At 66.0% G+C, this 17,545-nt stretch carries 14 protein-coding genes; 5 read left to right on the forward strand and 9 right to left on the reverse strand.

The features are described 5' to 3' along the window. The first annotated feature begins 128 nt into the window (after window positions 1-128). Window positions 129-1,049 (forward strand): phosphodiesterase, encoded by a 921-nt coding sequence (locus Q7514_RS28375; RefSeq protein ID WP_330136602.1) that lies wholly within the window; start codon window positions 129-131, stop codon window positions 1,047-1,049. A 9-nt stretch (window positions 1,050-1,058) separates the two neighbouring features. Here Q7514_RS28375 and Q7514_RS28380 read toward each other — a convergent pair whose 3' ends face one another. The 4 genes from Q7514_RS28380 to Q7514_RS28395 all read right to left on the reverse strand — a co-directional run bounded on the left by Q7514_RS28380 (window position 1,059) and on the right by Q7514_RS28395 (window position 5,648). Then, window positions 1,059-2,543: a stealth family protein gene (locus Q7514_RS28380; RefSeq protein ID WP_408016209.1), complete on the reverse strand. Its 1,485-nt coding sequence runs from the start codon at window positions 2,541-2,543 to the stop codon at window positions 1,059-1,061. Window positions 2,544-2,857: 314 nt separating this feature from the next. Continuing rightward, complete coding sequence (dmpG, locus tag Q7514_RS28385) at window positions 2,858-3,886, reverse strand: 4-hydroxy-2-oxovalerate aldolase (protein ID WP_247273015.1); 1,029 nt, start codon at window positions 3,884-3,886, stop codon at window positions 2,858-2,860. Then, window positions 3,886-4,827 carry an acetaldehyde dehydrogenase (acetylating) gene (locus Q7514_RS28390; protein ID WP_330136603.1) on the reverse strand — a complete coding sequence of 314 codons (942 nt, stop codon included), beginning with the start codon at window positions 4,825-4,827 and terminating at the stop codon, window positions 3,886-3,888. Before Q7514_RS28390 ends, dmpG begins: the two co-directional genes overlap by 1 nt. Next, the gene (locus tag Q7514_RS28395; protein WP_330136604.1) at window positions 4,824-5,648 is read right to left on the reverse strand and encodes a 2-keto-4-pentenoate hydratase; all 825 of its coding nucleotides are present in this window, start codon (window positions 5,646-5,648) and stop codon (window positions 4,824-4,826) included. The genes Q7514_RS28390 and Q7514_RS28395 overlap by 4 nt, the downstream gene beginning before the upstream one ends. Before the next feature lie 36 nt (window positions 5,649-5,684). Between Q7514_RS28395 and Q7514_RS28400 the strand changes: the two genes are divergently transcribed. The 3 genes from Q7514_RS28400 (at window position 5,685) to Q7514_RS28410 (ending at window position 8,275) form a co-directional block, all read left to right on the forward strand. After that, the gene (locus Q7514_RS28400) at window positions 5,685-6,473 is read left to right on the forward strand and encodes an IclR family transcriptional regulator (RefSeq protein ID WP_330136605.1); all 789 of its coding nucleotides are present in this window, start codon (window positions 5,685-5,687) and stop codon (window positions 6,471-6,473) included. Window positions 6,474-6,557: 84 nt separating this feature from the next. Beyond that, window positions 6,558-6,917, forward strand: coding sequence for a PadR family transcriptional regulator (locus tag Q7514_RS28405; protein ID WP_330136606.1), 360 nt, complete (start codon window positions 6,558-6,560; stop codon window positions 6,915-6,917). Next, window positions 6,917-8,275 (forward strand): permease prefix domain 1-containing protein, encoded by a 1,359-nt coding sequence (locus tag Q7514_RS28410; RefSeq protein WP_330136607.1) that lies wholly within the window; start codon window positions 6,917-6,919, stop codon window positions 8,273-8,275. The genes Q7514_RS28405 and Q7514_RS28410 overlap by 1 nt, the downstream gene beginning before the upstream one ends. Before the next feature lie 9 nt (window positions 8,276-8,284). On the opposite strand, the gene Q7514_RS28415 is transcribed toward Q7514_RS28410, so the two are convergent. The 4 genes from Q7514_RS28415 to Q7514_RS28430 are packed head-to-tail and all read right to left on the reverse strand — an operon-like array spanning window position 8,285 to window position 14,809. Next, complete coding sequence (locus Q7514_RS28415; RefSeq protein ID WP_408016206.1) at window positions 8,285-9,415, reverse strand: DUF3322 domain-containing protein; 1,131 nt, start codon at window positions 9,413-9,415, stop codon at window positions 8,285-8,287. Beyond that, window positions 9,412-12,720 carry an ATP-binding protein gene (locus tag Q7514_RS28420; RefSeq protein ID WP_330136609.1) on the reverse strand — a complete coding sequence of 1,103 codons (3,309 nt, stop codon included), beginning with the start codon at window positions 12,718-12,720 and terminating at the stop codon, window positions 9,412-9,414. Before Q7514_RS28420 ends, Q7514_RS28415 begins: the two co-directional genes overlap by 4 nt. Then, window positions 12,717-13,313: a DUF4194 domain-containing protein gene (locus Q7514_RS28425; RefSeq protein ID WP_247273022.1), complete on the reverse strand. Its 597-nt coding sequence runs from the start codon at window positions 13,311-13,313 to the stop codon at window positions 12,717-12,719. Before Q7514_RS28425 ends, Q7514_RS28420 begins: the two co-directional genes overlap by 4 nt. Continuing rightward, the gene (locus Q7514_RS28430; protein WP_330136610.1) at window positions 13,310-14,809 is read right to left on the reverse strand and encodes a DUF3375 domain-containing protein; all 1,500 of its coding nucleotides are present in this window, start codon (window positions 14,807-14,809) and stop codon (window positions 13,310-13,312) included. The genes Q7514_RS28425 and Q7514_RS28430 overlap by 4 nt, the downstream gene beginning before the upstream one ends. A 127-nt stretch (window positions 14,810-14,936) precedes the next feature. On the opposite strand from Q7514_RS28430, the gene Q7514_RS28435 reads away from it, so the two are divergent. Then, window positions 14,937-15,983: a zinc-dependent alcohol dehydrogenase family protein gene (locus tag Q7514_RS28435; protein WP_330136611.1), complete on the forward strand. Its 1,047-nt coding sequence runs from the start codon at window positions 14,937-14,939 to the stop codon at window positions 15,981-15,983. Here the strand turns inward: Q7514_RS28435 and Q7514_RS28440 are convergent. Beyond that, a complete protein-coding gene (locus Q7514_RS28440; protein ID WP_330136612.1) occupies window positions 15,967-17,505 on the reverse strand; it encodes an alpha/beta fold hydrolase in 1,539 nt (512 codons plus the stop codon). The genes Q7514_RS28435 and Q7514_RS28440 overlap by 17 nt on opposite strands. Window positions 17,506-17,545 lie beyond the last annotated feature (40 nt).

Here is a 17,545-nt window from a genome sequence, read left to right on the forward strand (position 1 = left end):
TCATCGGGTGTTTGCCGGATCTTTCCCAGACGAGGCCGCGGCAGTCGTGTTGGAGAGGTACAACCGATGCGGTTAGCCTCGAAGTCGGCGTGGAATCCTGAAACGTCGCCGAACGGAAGCGAGTGATCATGACCGGCTCCGCCGAGTCAGAGCGAGTAGCCGAGTACCCGCGGCCGTCTCACACCCTCCTGCACCTCAGCGACACCCACCTGGTGGGTGGAACCGAACTGCTCTACGGCACGGTCGACAGCGACGCGCACATCCAGCGCATCGTCGACGACATCCGTGCGTCGCAGGTTCGGCCCGAGGCCCTGGTCTTCACCGGCGACCTCGCCGATCGTGGCCAGCCCGATGCCTATGTGAAGCTACGTGCGTTGGTCGAACCTGTCGCGGAGGAACTCGACGCCCGCGTGATCTGGGCGATGGGGAACCATGACGACCGCGCCGCCTTCCGCGAACGTCTGCTCGACCAGTCCCCGGGTTCCGGGCCGATCGACCAGGTCCACAACGTCAACGGCCTGCGGGTGATCACCCTGGACAGTTCCGTTCCCGGGTTCCACCACGGCGAGATCGGCCCTGAACAACTCGGATGGCTCCGAAGCGAACTCGAGACGCCCGCGCCGTTCGGAACCGTGCTCGTGCTGCATCATCCTCCGGTGCCGTGCGTGTTCGACCTCGCGGTGCTCGTCGAGCTTCGAGACCAGACCGGGCTCGCCGACGTGGTGCGCAACTCGGATGTCCGCGCAATTCTGGCAGGTCACCTGCACTACTCGACGACGGCGACGTTTGCCGGAATCCCGGTATCCGTGGCGTCGTCCACGTGCTACACCCAGGATCTCAACGTCCCGTTCGACTCTCAGCGCGGTCGCGACGGAGCACAGGGGTTCAACCTGGTACACGTCTATCCCGAGACCATCGTGCATTCCGTGGTGCCGGCCGGCAGCCATGCCACCGCCGGTCGGCACGTCTCCGCCGAGGAGACCGCCCAGCGTCTCGCCGATGCGCGGGTCAGAATCCCGGAGAATCCGGAGCTCACCCTCAACGTCTGACCGGGACGGTCAGCGGGGATAGGCGGTCTCCCACGGCGCGGGGATCGGATAGTAGTGATCGAGGAACTGCGTGACCTTCGCGGTACGCACTTCCAGATCGACCTCGGGGGCGCTGCCGTCGTTGAGACAGATGAAGTCGGTTCTGCGTTTCGCGAGCAGTGTATCGAGTTCTCGCAGGCCCGAGTGAGTCGTCGTGTCGACATAGTTCACACGGGCGGACTGCTGCTGCACCGCGCGTCCTGTCATCAACGCGTAGTAGTGATAGAAGGAGTTCGTCACCGAGATGTTGTCGACTGCGCGGAACGGGCTTCCTGCAGTTGCCATGAACTCGGTGTCGAATTCTCGCTCCATCTCCGCCACGATGCTCCGGCGCAACGGTGCCGGTGAATGTTCGAGGTGATGGGTGATCGTCACCCCGAAACGCTTTCGCAGCAGTCCTCGATTGACCCGCGCCGAGTTCTCGAAACCGCTGCGTTCGCTGTGGTTCTGCCCGAGACCGATCCGAATATCGGACTCGATGAACTTGCTGACCCCCGCCGGTGAGAAGAACACTTGGGGATCCACCGGACGACCGAAGAACATGTCGTCGTTGGAATACACGAAATGCTCCGCGAGTCCGGGAATGCGGTGCAGCTGCGCCTCGACGGCCTGCGAATTGTGCGTCGGCAGCATCGATTGGTCGGCGAAGAACTCCTCGCTTCGCACAAAAGTGACCCGGTCGTCGTCGGCAAGCCACTCGGGTCGATCGGAATCGGTCGCGACGAAGATCCGGCGAACCCAGGGGGCGTACATGTTCACCGAGCGGAGCGCGTACTTGAGCTCGTTTATCTGCCGGTAGCGTGCGGGGGAGTCGTCCCCCTCGCCGACCACATAGCTCTGCATGAGCTTGGCGCGCTTGGCCTGAAATGTCTTCGACGAGCCGTCGACCCACGAGAAGACGATATCGATCTCGAACGGTAGGCCCGACGGATGCGCGTCGAACATGCCCTCGATGGTCGGCCAGAGCTGTCCGTACCGCTCGACGGTGGTGCACACCAGTTCGTTGCGCAGCACCGTATTGCGTGTGAGCGCGTTCGCGCCGGGGAGCTCGAGCTCGTCACCCCGTCGTCGCCACAGTTCGATCCCCACGCCGCTGGACGCGCCGTACCGCAGGCCGCTCACCGGCTCCACCCGCGGACGATACAGCCGGAACGCGCGGGCCTTCCGCATCCGGGACAGGCGCCCGTCGGCCACGAGTACAGGTCGAAGTCCCTTCTTTCCCAGCGTTTTCGAATAGAACGGCTGGTCCGAACAGGCCGATGCCAGGCTCGCCTCGAGGATCTTCCGGTCGGCCCGGTCGACAGCCAGGCAGGGACGGTCGTCCACTTCGCGGATCAGCGTGTATGTAATACCCGCCGTGTCGAGGACATCCCGGATGAACAGCAGGTCTTCGACCATCGCCTCGTGCGGCGTGGTCGTGGTGATGGGCAGGGCGTACCGGTCGATGCACCAGATCGGATCGAGTGGCCGAGTCGGGATCGGCGCGAGTGCGGGAGTGGCCACCACACCCGGGTTCGCGGGGACATGGGACGTCGAGGGCTGTGCCTGGGTGATCGTGGAGTGCTCCGTTCGGTGAAATATTTGCGTGAGGACGTCATCCTAGTCGCAAATGTTCACCGAGTGAAGTGGGAGAAATCGCAGGTGAAACGGGGTGGCAGCAAATTTTGGTGTACGAGTGTTGGCTGAGGATGCTCCGCTAGGGCTGCCGACGGTGAGGTCCCCGCCCGAGAAGCGCGGGCGGGGACCTCTGCTCGACTGTGCCGCCTGCGTCAGGCGGACGCGGCCTCACGCTCGGCGACGAGGTTGAGCGCGATGTCGACGATCATGTCTTCCTGACCGCCGACCAGCTTGCGCTTGCCGGCCTCGAGGAGCAGCGTGCGCACGTCGATGTCGTAGCGTGCCGACGCCGCCTCCGCGTGACGCAGGAAGCTCGAGTACACACCGGCGTAACCGAGGGTGAGGGTTTCGCGGTCGACGCGCACCGGACGGTCCTGCAGGGGGCGGACGATGTCGTCGGCTGCATCCTGCAGCTTGAACACATCGCAGCCGTGCTTCCACTCGTACAGATCGGCGACCGCGATGAACGCCTCGATCGGGCAGTTGCCGGCACCGGCGCCGTGTCCCGCAAGCGACGCATCGACGCGGTAGACGCCCTCCTCGACGGCGATGACACTGTTCGCCACCGACAGCGACAGGTTCTCGTGAGCGTGGATACCGATCTCGGTGCCCTCGTTCAGGATCTCGCGGTAGGCACGGACGCGGTCGCGCACACCGCCCAGGGTCAGCCGTCCGCCGGAGTCGGTCACATAGACGCAGTGCGCGCCATACGATTCCATGAGCTTGGCCTGCTTCGCGAGCTCCTCGGCCGGAGCCATGTGGCTCATCATCAGAAAGCCCGACACATCCATGCCGATCTCGCGGGCGGTCGCGATGTGCTGTGCGGAGACGTCGGCCTCGGTGCAATGCGTCGCGATGCGCACCGAGCGGACTCCGAGATCCCATGCGCGCTGCAGATCGTGGACTGTACCGACGCCGGGCAGCAGCAGCGTGGTCAGGCGGGCGTTCTGGAGAACCTCCGCTGCGGCCTCGATCCACTCCCAGTCGGTGTTCGAGCCCGGGCCGTAGTTCACGGAACCGCCGGCGAGGCCGTCGCCGTGCGCGACCTCGATTGCGTCGACGCCCGCGTCCTCGAGGGCGGAGACGATGCGCTTGACGTCGGCCGGGGTGATCCGGTGACGCACCGCGTGCATGCCGTCGCGGAGGGTGACGTCCTGAACGAAGACGGTGGTGTTGCTCATCAGGCGTTGTCCTTCTTCTGTGCGATCCGCTCTGCGATCTGGAGTCCGGCGGAGGTCATGATGTCGAGGTTGCCGGCGTATGCGGGAAGGTAGTGGGCAGCGCCCTCGACCTCGAGGAAGATCGAGACCTGGTGGGTCGGGCGGTTGCCGTCGACGAGCAGCGTCTCGACCGGCTGATCCTGCGGGATCTCGGTGATCTGCACCTGCTGCTTGAGACGGTAGCCCGGTACGTATGCCGCGACGTCGCCGACCATCTTCTCGATCGACTGACGGATCTCGTCGTGGGTGGCCGGATCCGGGGCGTCCACCAGGCAGAACACCGTGTCGCGCATGATCAGCGGCGGCTCGGCCGGGTTCAGGATGATGATGGCCTTGCCGCGACGAGCGCCGCCGACCGTCTCGATCGCCGACGACGTGGTCTCGGTGAACTCGTCGATGTTCGCGCGGGTACCGGGACCGGCCGACTTCGACGCGATCGACGCGACGATCTCGGCATACGCGACCGGCACGACGCGGGACACGGCCGCGACCATCGGGATGGTGGCCTGGCCACCGCACGTCACCATGTTCACGTTCTGCGCGTCGAGGTGCTCGTCGGCGTTGACGGCGGGAACCACGAAGGGACCGATCGCGGCGGGCGTGAGGTCGATCAGGCGCTTGCCCAGCGGTGCGAGACGCTCGTTGTTCGCGATGTGCGCCTTCGCCGACGTCGCGTCGAACACGATCTCGATCTCGTCGAAGTTCGGAAGGTTCACCAGGCCTTCGACGCCTTCTGCCGTGGTGGGTACCTTCAGGCGCGCGGCGCGGGCGAGGCCGTCGGACTCGGGGTCGATGCCGACCATGGCGCCCATCTCGAGAACCTCGGAGGTGCGCAGAACCTTGATCATGAGATCGGTGCCGATATTGCCCGATCCGATGATCGCAACCTTGGTCTTGCTCATGCTTGCTTTCCTTCCACGAAACGGGCTGTCACGGTGCCCAGGCCGGACACGGTGACGGAGACGGTGCTGCCTGCGGAGACGGACGCCATCGGGCCGAGAGCACCCGAGAGGATCACCTGGCCGGCCTTCAGCGGCCGGCCGAGTTCGCGGGCGGTCTGTGCGAGCCAGACGACGGCTTGGATCGGGTCGCCGAGGCAGGCGGCGCCGTTCCCGGTGGAGACCTCGGTGCCGTCGATCTCCATCGACATGGTGACATCGACGGGTTCGATCTCGTCGAGGGTGCGGCGCTCGGTGCCGAGGACGTACACGCCGGAGGACGCGTTGTCGGCGACAGTGTCGCCGAATTTGATGTCCCAGTTGGCGATCCGGCTGTCGCAGATCTCGAGAGCGGCGACCGCGTACTCGATGGCGCCCCGCACCTGGGCGGTGTCGAGCGGGCCGTCGATCAGGTCGGCGCCGAGCACGAACCCGACCTCCCCCTCGACCTTCGGCTGGATCAGCAGGCTCATCGGGATGTCGGCACCGTTGTCGAATGCCATGTTGTCGAACAGCACCCCGAGGTCGGGCTGGCCGACACCGAGCTGTTCCTGCACGGCCTTGGACGTCAGGCCGATCTTGCGGCCCACGACGACGGCGCCGGCCTCAGTGCGGCCGTCGTTGAAGCGCTGCTGAACCGCGTAGGCCGCGACGAGATCGCTCTCGCCGATCAGGTCGCGGATCGGGGCGGTCGGGGTGCCGCTCGCGGCAGCGGACACGAGGCGGTCCGCTGCGGCGGCGATGTCCGCCTCGCTGACCGCGGTGGTGTTCGTGGGGTTGCTCATGACCTCTACTGTCCTGCTTCGAGGGCTCGAGCAACAATGGTTCGTCTCACTGAGCGATACGCTGTTCTCGTGACGGCAAATCTGGGCACGGTGCTCGGCAAGGCGGTGACGATCCTTCGTGCGTTCCGGCCCGACGACAATGTTCTCCCGCTGGCCGAACTCGTCCGGCGCACCGGACTCCACAAGGCGACCGTCCACCGACTGGCCGGGGAGTTGGTCGCCAATCGATTGCTGGATCGCGTCGACGGCGGATACCGCCTCAGCGGAGGACTGTTCGAGCTGGGGATGCGGGCCTCCGTCGAGCGCAGCCTGCTCGAGATGGCCATGCCGTTCCTGCAGGACCTCTACGAACGCACTCACGAGACCGTGCATCTGGGCGTGCGCGACGAACTCGACGTCGTCTACGTGGTGAAGCTCGGTGGTCACCGGCAGGCGAAGTCGCCGTCGCGCACCGGTGGTCGAAATCCTTGGTACTGCACCGCAATCGGGAAAGCCCTGCTGGCGCATGCGGACGCAGAACTCGTCCACGAAGCGCTGTCGATGCCCAAGGTCCGTCGCACGCCGCATACGATTGTCGCCCCCGGAATTCTGCGCACGCAGCTCGAACGGGTCGTCGAGACCGGTGTCGCATTCGAGCGGGAGGAATCGGCGCTGGGCATCACCTGTGTGGCGGCGCCGGTGTTCGGGATCGACGACGAAGTCATCGCGGCTATCAGCGTCACCGGCCCCACCGGTCGATTCACTCCGGAAGCCCACGTCGCCGCGGTGCGCGCAGCAGCGGAAGGGTTGCGCAGCACCGTCGGGCGACGTGAACGGTTGCGTTGAACATCCCCCGACACCTAACAGTTCTATGTACCTAGATCTGCTAGGGTCGGCTTCACGCCTAGAAGTGCTAGGTATAGGAGGGTCATGTTCATCGACAAGGACCTCGTGGCTGCGTCGGCCACGCCCTTGGTACTCGGGATTCTCGCCGAGGGCGAGTCGTACGGCTATGCGATCATCAAACGCGTCAACGAACTGTCGGACGGTCGCATGCAGTGGACCGACGGCATGCTCTACCCGCTGCTGCATCGGCTCGAACGCGCCGGCTGCGTCTCGGCGTCCTGGCATACGGCAGAGAACGGTCGTCGGCGGAAGCACTACACGCTGACCGACGCCGGCAGGAACATGCTCGCCGAACGTGCCGCGCAGTGGACGGTCGTCGCTGAGGCCCTGCATCGGGTGTGGGACTCCACCGTGCTGCCACCGGCGGCGGAAGGGTGGGCGTGATGGACATCGACGCGCAGCTCGAATCTCAGATCGCGCAGTGGCGAGGATATGTCTCGGGGCACAGGGTGATCTCGACGTCCGACGTCGACGAATTGGAAGAGCATCTGCGCGGGCAGATTTCGGACCTGTCGATCGCGGGACTCACGTCGAGCGAAGCATTTCTCGTCGCTGTGAGGCGGATGGGTAGCGTCGACGACATCTCCCGGGAGTTCGCACGAGAACACTCCGACCGGTTGTGGAAACAACTCGTGCTGGTCCCGGCTGATCCACACGACGGCGCCAGGCGCAGGCCCAGCGAACTCGGAGTGGTTCTCGCCCTCGCCATCGCAGCAGGACTGGTCGTCAAGGCCGGGGCCGAATGGCTTCCCGAACAGGTGCTCGTGCGCAGCCTGAGCGTGCTGGTGCTGCCGTTCCTCGTTGTGTACTTCGCGTGGAAGCGGAACATGAGCGTTCCGGGCATTGCGGCACTGGCAGTTCCGTTCGTGGCGACCGCCCTGGTGCTGAACGTCTATCCGTTCGACGACGGCGGCGACACCGAGATCATCGCGGCGATTCACGCCCCGATCATGTTGTGGCTCGTGGTCGGTGTGGCGTACGTCGGCGGAGACTGGCGATCGGACCGCCGACGCATGGACTTCGTCCGGTTCACGGGGGAATGGATCGTTTACATGGTGTTGCTCGCGCTCGGTGGAGGAGCGCTCATGGGCCTGACGGCAGGAACGTTCGCCGCACTGGACATCGACATCGAGTGGTTCTTCGAAGCATGGGTCCTCCCGTTCGCGCCAGTGGGCGCGATGGTGGTGGCAGCGTGGCTCGTCGAGGCGAAGCAAGCGGTGATCGAGAACATCGCGCCCGTGCTCACCAGGGTCTTCACGCCGCTGACGATCCTCATGCTGCTCGCGTTGTTCGCGGCATTCGTCGTCGCGTTCGTCTCGTCTCGGAGCGTTCTCGATGTCGACCGGGACCTGCTCATCCTGATGGACCTGATCCTCGTCCTCGTCCTGGGGCTACTGCTGTATGCCATCTCCGCTCGCGACCCCCACGGGGCGCCCGATGTGTTCGATGTGGCTCAGATGGTCCTCGTGGTGGCGGCGCTGGCCGTCAACGTACTGATGCTCGTGGCCATGCTCACGCGCATCGTGGAGTTCGGCTTCACCGCGAACAAGGTAGTCGCGCTCGGATTGAATCTGGTCCTGCTCGTCAACCTGTCCTGGGCGGCGTGGCTGGGCATCCGCTTCATCCGTGGGCGGTGCGGATTCGGTGCTGTCGAACGGTGGCAGATGCAATATCTGCCCGTATACGGAGCATGGGCTGCGCTGGTGGTCGTTGCGATCCCACCCTTGTTCGGTTTCGTATGACCCGGACCGTCAGAGTGCAACCAGGTACTCGACCACGTACGGCCATGGGAGGCGCTCCTGCTCGATCCTCAGCCTGCCCGACTGCACCCGCGCGAGCGCGTTGTGTTCGTGTTCGGTCAGATGCTGCGGGATATGGGTCGCCGGTGACGATTCCGGCACTGCGAGTTCGCCCCAGCGTTCGATCGTCGACGAATCCATCAGCAGACTGCGCACGTGCGGCAGATGTTGTCGGAAGCGATCGAGTATCGCGAAGCCGTGGGTGTCGAGATCACCCCAATACACCACGTCCGAGGCCGCGAGCCACGGCACGGTGGCCAGTTCGTGCACCGAGTACCCGCCTCCGTGCACTGCCACCGTGGACGGCAGGTGGGGCAGGGCGTGCAGGCCTTCCTTGTTTTCCAGCACCAACGTGGTCGAAGGCTTCAAGGGAAGGGAAGACAACTCGTCGATCGACGTCGCGAAGATTCGGGGAGCCGACGGCAGCAGCGACCGGTCGCACACTGCCACGTCGCACATCCGGGGCAGTGCCCGCACCCCGAGGTCGCGATCGCCTCGCACACCCTCGAGCAACGCCTCGACCGTGCCGCGATGGCGCGACACCCATTTCGTGTCGACTCCGGGAATCGGCAACTGACGAATGAACATGCCTGACCCGGGGTTGTCCGAGAACCACCGTACGACCGCAACGAGCCGTGCGAAGTTCTCCTCGTCCAACTCCAGCCACTTCGAGTGCGTCGAGGCGATCGCAGTAGCGAGCGTCGAGGTGCCCGGTGCGAGCGCCTCAGCCAGATGTTGTCGCCGTGCGGTGACGGTACGCCACTCGAGTGTGCGTCCGGAGGCCTCTGCGATCTCGGAGGCACCACGCAACACGAGGCGAACCGGTACCTCCTGGCGACCGAAGCTCCGCCATCGACGCAGCTCCCACTCGACGGTGCCGGGTCCGGGATACGCATGCCACGAGCGGACCCATGCCACGACAGCGTCGGGATCGTTCGCGACAGCAGCTTCGGCCGGTGGGTGCAATGCGATCGACAAGCTATCCGGTCCACCGAGTTCCGGCTCTGCAACCCATCTTCCACGCCGGTGAGCGTAGGTGGTCCGGGCCTTACCGGCCACAGCGGACGGCGGCACGCACTTCACGGCTGAGCCTCGCCGGCGTCGTGGATCGGTAGCAAGGCCAACTGCGAATACTTCTTGTCGCGGATGCTCACTGTCGCGACACCGTCGACGTAGTCGTCGAGTGTCTGCAGAAGCTTCAGCGGTGTCGCGAGCACCATGTGAAACCCGAACTGCGTGAACACGTCCAGCGCGCGGCGCGTGTACGCGGGGTCGGCGCGGTCGAACGCCTCGTCGAGGATCACCGTGCCGTACCGTGGCAACTCCGCGCCGGCCGGGGCCAGCTGGTACCGCAGCGCCGCTGCAAGGCAGAAGAACACCAACTTCTGGGCTTGCCCACCGGACAACCCCGAACTCGAATCGTGATAGTTGGTGTCGTTGCCCTCGAGGTCGACCTCGACGCCGATGAACCCGACGTGCAGGCGGGTGTCGAGCACGAGGCGTCTCCACCGCACGTCCGCGGGCTCCCCGGAGTCGAGACGCTCGAGAACAGCCGCCATCCGTTCGAAACGCCGCTCGGCGTCGGTGCGGTCTTCTTCCTTCCACGACCCGCTCATCAGCGAGACGAGTTCGGCGAGGAACTCGGATGCGGTGGCCGACCGGCGGTCCTTCACATCGATCCGCAGTATCCGATCGGTGTCGAACGGCGAGTGCCGCAGTGATTCGTTGACCGGATCGATACGCGACCGGATCTCACCCGGCGCACGCTGGATCGCCCGCGTGAGCTCACCGATGTTGCGGTGCGACTGATCGCTGAGCAGTCGGAAGAATTCGTCCTCGTAGGCGGGCAGACCGTCGGTGCGCAGCCGCGAGAGCACCGCCAGCGCCTCGTCGACGAACTCGGCGTCCGCGCGCATCTCGGCGCGTCGCGCCTCCCATTCGGCGAGATACGCGGTGAGGATGCGGGTGATGTCCCGCTCGGCGTCGCTGATCGCGCCGGCCGCACGCCGCTGCTCGTCTCCGATGGCCTTCCCCACAGTGTGCAGGGCACGGTCGATGTTGTCGTGGGTGACGCGGCGCGCCACCGCCTGGAAACGGTCGCGAATGCGCCTGGCCACTTCTGCGGGTGCATCGTCGACCACTTCCGCGCGGACCTCGTCGAGCCGCGCGGTGAGCGCGGTGAGCTCGTTCCGATGTGACTCGAGCGCAGACCGAGCCGCCACCTGAGCGTCCTGCGCACCCTGCGCCTCGGTCTCGGCGCGTTCGAGAGCAGCGGTGAGGACCGAATACTCGGTGTTGCCGCGCAGCCACTCCTGCAGACGTTCGTCGATCGTCGCGAGGCTCGCGTCCGCGGTGGCGATATCGACGTCTGCCCACGCAGTATCGTGCACCGTGCCTGCCGCGTGGCGGCGCTGCTGGATCACCGTGTCGTCGTGCTCGAACCGGTCGCGGCGCCTCGCGAGCTCCCCGACCTCCGATTCGACGGCGACGATGCGGTCGCGCAACGCCACGAGCTTCGCCTCGTTGTCGAAACCGAGCACCCAGCGGCTCCGGTCGTCGACCCGGAACCGGTCGTCCTTCTCGAACCGGTCGCCACCGTGTTTGACCTGGCCCGCGCGGGTGACACCGCGCGTGACTCGCCGCAGATCGTCGGCGGTGTCGACACATGCGTAGTCGAACCGGTCGGCCAGATGATGTCGGATCCACGTCGTGAACGAACCGGCCTGCACGTCGAGTTTGCGAACGAGCGACTCGTTCGACGTACTCGGCGCATCCTTCGGTGTCGCGCCGAGACGCACCCGCCGATACACCAGTCGCGCGCCGAGATGCTGCGCGTCGATCGCGGCCGCGACACGCGGATGTAGCTCGTCGGGCACGAGGAGGGTGCGGCCGAACCCCCCGAGCACTCGCTCGATCGCCCCGGTCCATTCGGCGTGTTCCGGAAGTACCTCGATCGACTCGCCTGCGAACGGAAGTGCATCTTCGGTCAGTCCTGCTGCAGCGCAGATCAGTTCGCGAGCACGGAGCAATTGGGTGTCGAGATTCGACCGGCGCTTCGCGAGCGTCTCTCGGTCGGCGACGAGCGTGCGTAGCAGCGCTTGACGTTCGGAGACGTCGGCGATGACCGAATGCAGCTGCGTGCGGCGCTCGCCGGCGCGGGCGTCGAGGTCGCGCAGTTCGGTGTCGATCTGGGCGCGGAGATGCGCGAATTCGGCGGCGGTCGTCGGTGTCTGCGCATCCCACACTGTGAGCGCTTGTTCGAGGGTTCGGAGTTGCCGAGAGATCCGCTCGCGTGTCTCCTCGGCGGTGTTGCGTCGCAGCCGGAGTGTGGCGAGTTGGCCGTCTCCGGCGCCTTCGAGCCGTGCCCTGAGCTCCACGGTGTGTTCGGAGGCGCATTTCGCCTCGTCGGCGGTCTTGTCGGCCGCGGCCTCGAGCAGCGAGGTCTGTGCGGTCGCCTCCTCGACGCGTTCGGTGAGCAGTCGCACGGTCATCTCGGTGTGCACGGCGTCGAGGTGATCGGCTTCGTCCTGCAGGTCGCGCTGTGTGTGCAGACCGAGTGTGCGGGTGTTGGCGAGGGCGACGAGCGGATCGAGCGTCTCCACCTGGCGTCGCGCGTCGATTACCACGCGGTGGGCCTCGTTCAGATCGCGGAACTGTTCGGTGGCGCGCCGCGCGATGTCGAACGTGCCGGGTTCGTCGAGCATGTAGTCGCGCAGGAGCTGGTCGAGGCTGCCCAGACTCTTCGCCGACAGCGTGCGGTGGAGCAGATGCTGCGCGGCTTCCGACGAGATTCCGAGCTTGTTGCGGAACGCACGTGCGAACGGCGAGTAGCTCGGGTTGACGGTGGCGTCGGGCCAGTTCTTGCGGATCGCTCGGGTATCGATGCCGCGGGAGACGAACGGTTCGAACTCGGTGAGGCGGACGTCGGCATCGAGGATCAGATGCAGTACCGACACGTCGCTGTTCGTGTTCGCGCCGCGTTTGAGATACATGAGTTTGATCAGGGTGACCGGCGAGGTGTCGTCGCCGGTGCGGTAGGTGAGGGCGACGGCGCTCCATGTTGCGCCCGTCCGCAGGTAGGACGACGTGAGCGCGTCGGTGTCGGCGTCGGCCTCACGTCGCCATGCACCGCGGATGTAGCTGACGAAGTTGCGGCCCGCGCCGGTCGTCGACTCCTGTGCGGCTGCGTTGAATCTGACGCTGCCACCGGGCATCAGCACCGTGGAGATCGCGTCGATGAGTGTCGATTTTCCCGACCCTGACGCACCTGTGATGAGGAAACCTTTGCGTGCCACGGGGACATCGTGGAATCCGTGGAGGGTTCCCCAGTTGACGACCTGGACGCGCGCGAGCCGGAACTGTGCCGGATGGATCGGTGACGTACTCACCTCGGGTTCTCCTCGAGGATGCTACGGAACTCCGCCTCCACTGCGGCGACCTGGTCGGCGTCGAACAATTGCCGCAGCACCGGCGAGACCTCCATTCGGCCCTCGGTGGTCGTGGGAACCAGCAGCGAGTACTCCTTGAGTTTGGTCCACGACGAGTTGACGCGTTTGCGGAAACCCGCGGGATCGGTGCTCGTCGCTGCCCGATACACCTCGAGTTGTTCGCCGACCTCGTCGAAGCCCACGATGACGCGTTCGCCGGGTTGCGCACGCAGCAACCGGTGCCGCAGCGCGAGGATCATCACGGTGTCCATGAACGTGAGGCGCTGGGTGCGCAGTACCCTCGGCGTCTTGTGATCGCCGGTGTCCGCCGGCCGGGTGAATGCGAGAAGTTCGTCCTCGTCGACGACGAGGTCGAGGAACACGTCGGCGAGGCGCGAGCGAAGCACCTTTTCGTCTCGGATGACGGTGCGCCACACTTCGGGATGCTTGTCGGCGGTGATCAACGGCCCCTTCAGCAACTGCACGAGTGCCCGTCGTGTGTCGAGGCCCAGCTCGCCGGTGTCGCCCGGGTACAGGCCTGCGGTGTCGGTCATGAGGATTCCTCGGTGGAGAATACTGGGTCGGTGGGGTCGTAGCGGCGCCGACGGACCATCGCGACACGGAGCCGACCGTCCGGTGCTGTCCACCCGATGTCCTCGATGCCGTCGACGAGGTGTCCGTGCTCGGCTGCGAGCACGAGTAGCCCGACAGCGCTGGCGAGGCCCTGCGTGGCGGGGTGGTCTCGAAGGACGTCGGCGATCGTTGCGCTGCCTCGCACACGCAACGTGGAGGTGATGTTGTCGGCGAGTTCGTCCATGTCGATCTCTGATTCGCGGACGATCCGCCGGAGGTCGGCGAGGTCGACTTCGCCGATCTCGTTCGCCTGCACCGGTTCGGTGACGAGATCGTCGGCGGGATTGTGCAGGTGCAGCGCCGCTACGGAATCGATGGACATACCGATCCGAACCAGTTCCACATCGAGAACGTCGTACGGTCTGCGCAGCGGCGCGGCTTTCACTGCCTGCTGCTGAGCGGACCGCAGGAGCCGCTGCAGACGACGGTGCTCCTCGTAGTGCCGCGACTGCACGAAATGCCGCAGAGACCGCGACAGCGACGTCATGGTCGCGTGAACCTCGCTGCCCGATCGCTCCATCTCGGTGAGCAACGCGCGGAACCGGCGCCGCTGGTCGGGATCGAGGTCGTACGAGAAGGACCGCTGAAGCACCGTCTCGATCCACTCGTCGATCTGCGACGACCGTTCGGGGTCGATGATCATGTCGTAGAAATTGGTGAAGCTCCTGCCGGCGTCGGAGCTGCCGATCAGGTCGACCCCGCGAAATACCTCGCCGAGCGTGTCGCCGCGATCGCCGTCGTCGTCGAGGATGCGAGCGCGGAGCTCGCGGTTGAGTGCCTCGAGTTCAGCGCGAACCCGGGCGAAATCGCCGGGGATCTCCCCGGCCAACGCGAGAATCTCGCGAATCCGCTCGACAGCCCGAGTCTCGTCGAGGACCGAGAAGTCCCCCGATTCGACGGCCGCGATCTCACGGTCCAGCGCGTCGCGTTCGGCGCGCAACGCCGCGAGCCGGGTTTCGCTGCGTGGATCGGAGTCGCGGGCGAGATCGCGGAGTTGGCCCGCAAGTGTGGTGAGGCGGGATTCGGTGACGGAACTGGTGGCACTCGTCAGGCCCGCCACGAACGCGAGCGCGGCGAACGTCGACTCGCTGGGCTCGAGGGTTTCCTCCCGCGACTCCGTATCCGCACGGCGGAGCAGGTACCCGGCACGCACCCAGTCGGCGCAGTAGGCCTGCCCGGTGCGGGGCACGTCGAATCCTTCGTCGCGTATCGACTGCAGGTCGGCGTCGAGCAACGCGAACAGTTCGGGCGCCGGGAGTCGCCGTGTGCCGTGATCGAAATACGCACCCAACAGCGACAGCACCAGCGCCGCATTGTCGGCACGCAGCAGCGCCCACGCCGCATGCTCACGCTGCAGGCGATTGAGTCGATGTAGGTCGGCTGTGGCCACAAGGTTCCTCTCGGCGGTCGCGCCCATGCTGGCACAGCTCACCGACACATGCGGGTGGGATCGCACGGTTCGGGACCAACGGCGGTATCGCGCCGGTCGATTCCGTGCAACGCTTGTCCGCGGACCGGAGACCTACTCGGCGGAGGGCCGATACATGAAGGCACTGGTGTTCCACGGACCGGGCAAGCGAGTCTGGGAAGACGTCCCCGACCCACACATCCAAGACCCGACCGACGCGATCGTGCGCGTCGATGCTGTCACCATCTGCGGAACCGACCTGCACATTCTCGGTGGCGACGTCCCCGAGGTGACGGACGGCCGCATCCTCGGCCACGAAGCCGTCGGTACGGTCGTCGAGGTAGGCTCCGGCGTGCAGACCCTGTCACCGGGCGACCGGGTACTGGTCTCGTGCGTCACCGCGTGCGGACGCTGCCGCTACTGCCGCGACACCAGCTACGGCCAGTGCCTGGGCGGTGGCGGCTGGATACTCGGGCATCTCATCGACGGCACCCAGGCCGAGCAGGTGCGCGTGCCGTTCGCCGACAACTCCACCCACCGCGTTCCCGACGGGGTGAGCGACGAACAGATGCTCATGCTCGCCGACATCCTTCCGACCTCCTACGAGGTCGGGGTGCTGAACGGGCGGGTGAAACCGGCGGACATCGTCGTCATCATCGGCGCCGGACCCATCGGGCTCGCCGCGATCCTCGCGGCAAAGCTGATGAGTCCCAGTCACATTGTCGCCGTCGACCTCGCCGACAGCAGGCTCGACGCGGCGAAGGCGTTCGGCGCCGACGTCGTCGTCAACAGCGGTCGCGACGACGTCGCCGCGATCGTCCGCGACCTCACCGGAGGTCTCGGTGCCGATGTCACCATGGAAGCCGTCGGGATCCCGGCCACGTTCGAGCAGGCGGTCGCGCTGGTGCGGCCCGGTGGGCACGTCGCCAACATCGGGGTGCACGGAAAGCCCGCGACCCTGCATCTCGAGGACATCTGGATCAAGAACCTCACCATCACCACGGGTCTTGTCGACACTTACTCGACACCGACCCTGATCGGTCTGGTGGACAGTGGCAGGCTCGACACGTCGTCGATGATCACGCACCGCTTCGTGCTGGATCAGTTCGAGGAGGCCTACGACGTGTTCTCCCGTGCCGGTGAGACCGGTGCGCTCAAGGTGTTGCTCACGGCCTCGTCGTAGCGGGTTCGCTTGCCATGTCGGCGTGGGGTGCGGTCGGCGGTCCGAACGAGTGCGCGAGCACCGCACCCCAGTCGCGCCAGACCGGGCACGGTGGGGGCGCCCGGTGGTTCAAGAACCGGATTGCGGCGTCCTCGAACTGCGGCGACTTCGGCAGGTACGGGTGCGCGACCCGTGCAGGGCACCCATTGCGTTCGACGTCCAAGTGCCAACCGTGAGGCATGAGCGGCAGGTCGGTGGTCGATGTCAACGACAACGCACGGGCGTCCATCTGTTGCGCGAAGATCGACTCTGCAGCCCCCGGCGTCGCCAGCAGGTCGCGGGCAGCAGGAGAGTCCGGGTCGAAGTTGAAGTCGACGAGGTCGGTGATCGGTGCGGCCCAGCGCAGCAGATCCCCGAGTACTGCTTTCGGCGCGCGCAACCCCGGCGGCGGATAGCCGAGCGGTGTACTCGCAAACGGTCCCACGAGCAGAAGTCCATCCACCTCGACCCGTCCAGCCGCGACGGCATCCCACACCACCCACGCCGCATGCGAATGCGCTGCGACGACGAGGGGTCGTGGCAGCGGTTCGGCCTGCTCGACGAACAGGTCGACCTGCTGTGCGAACGCCACCTGGGTGTCGTCCGGCTCATACGGTGCGCCCGTCCGGATCGGGCACGTAGCGTCGCGTTGCGGTTGTCCGTCACCCGGCCCGGCATACGAGAAGTAATACACCTGATCGCAGGTGTAGCCGAGCTGATGGACATCTGTCGCGTGTATCGCACCACGCCCGGATTTCGAGTTGATGCCCGACAGAATCAGCAACGACCCGGCCTGCCTCGGACCCGGCTCCGGTGTGTCGTAGCTGCGGGTGGCGACGAAGACGGTCCACGACGCCGCGAACACCGCGACGGTTGCCGCGAGCGCCACGAGAGGCCGGCGAACCGGTGGACGCTCCATCATGCGTATCGCGATGCCTGTGACCAGTGCAGAGACAGGCACCAGCGGGATCGCCGACCACGTGTCGGCGACTGCTCCGAGCAGGACGATCGCCGCGCCGTACGGAATCATCACCTCGACCCGCAGTCCGCGTCGCCATGTCAGGGTCATCGACGACCGCAGGGTGCCGGCGCCCTGCCACGGCACCGGGCCGACGATCAGGACCATCGCCGCGATCAGGGTGACGGCAGGCCAGAAGATCCGCGAGTAGAGCACCGCGTACGACGCAGTGGCGGAGAACGCAGCGAGGGCGGTCGGTGCGAACGCGATCGCATAGAAGGCCATCGCGACACGCCAGCGGTGCATTCCGCCCATCAGCCACGCCAGCAGCGCGATCCTGCACGCACCGACAACCGTGAGCAGGAAGAGGAACTGGGGCCACGAATCGGTGGCCACCAGCAGCACCCGCAGATCAGCGAACATATCCAGAGGAGGCAACGCCACCAGGTGCACCAGACCCGGCCAGGTGGGGATCACTCCCGTCCAGGCCAGGAGCACGACCAGCACCGTGGTCGCCGCGAACGGCCACCACCGCGTGCGAATCATTCTCGTATCCATCGGGTCCCCGTCGCCCCCTCGACTGTAG

Origin of the sequence: Rhodococcus artemisiae, from assembly GCF_036327795.1 — a bacterium.
Taxonomy (GTDB): Bacteria; Actinomycetota; Actinomycetes; order Mycobacteriales; family Mycobacteriaceae; genus Rhodococcus; species Rhodococcus artemisiae.

What these genes read in the sequence shown, in the direction of transcription:
- Q7514_RS28425 (WP_247273022.1), bottom strand. Translation starts at nt 13,313, where the DNA reads ATGACCGACACCGCAGGCCTGTACCCGGGCGACACCGGCGAGCTGGGC.
- Q7514_RS28395 (WP_330136604.1), bottom strand. Translation starts at nt 5,648, where the DNA reads ATGAGCAACCCCACGAACACCACCGCGGTCAGCGAGGCGGACATCGCC.
- Q7514_RS28390 (WP_330136603.1), bottom strand. Translation starts at nt 4,827, where the DNA reads ATGAGCAAGACCAAGGTTGCGATCATCGGATCGGGCAATATCGGCACC.
- dmpG (WP_247273015.1), bottom strand. Translation starts at nt 3,886, where the DNA reads ATGAGCAACACCACCGTCTTCGTTCAGGACGTCACCCTCCGCGACGGC.
- Q7514_RS28400 (WP_330136605.1), top strand. Translation starts at nt 5,685, where the DNA reads ATGGTTCGTCTCACTGAGCGATACGCTGTTCTCGTGACGGCAAATCTG.
- Q7514_RS28410 (WP_330136607.1), top strand. Translation starts at nt 6,917, where the DNA reads ATGGACATCGACGCGCAGCTCGAATCTCAGATCGCGCAGTGGCGAGGA.
- Q7514_RS28440 (WP_330136612.1), bottom strand. Translation starts at nt 17,505, where the DNA reads ATGATTCGCACGCGGTGGTGGCCGTTCGCGGCGACCACGGTGCTGGTC.
- Q7514_RS28430 (WP_330136610.1), bottom strand. Translation starts at nt 14,809, where the DNA reads ATGGGCGCGACCGCCGAGAGGAACCTTGTGGCCACAGCCGACCTACAT.
- Q7514_RS28435 (WP_330136611.1), top strand. Translation starts at nt 14,937, where the DNA reads ATGAAGGCACTGGTGTTCCACGGACCGGGCAAGCGAGTCTGGGAAGAC.
- Q7514_RS28375 (WP_330136602.1), top strand. Translation starts at nt 129, where the DNA reads ATGACCGGCTCCGCCGAGTCAGAGCGAGTAGCCGAGTACCCGCGGCCG.
- Q7514_RS28405 (WP_330136606.1), top strand. Translation starts at nt 6,558, where the DNA reads ATGTTCATCGACAAGGACCTCGTGGCTGCGTCGGCCACGCCCTTGGTA.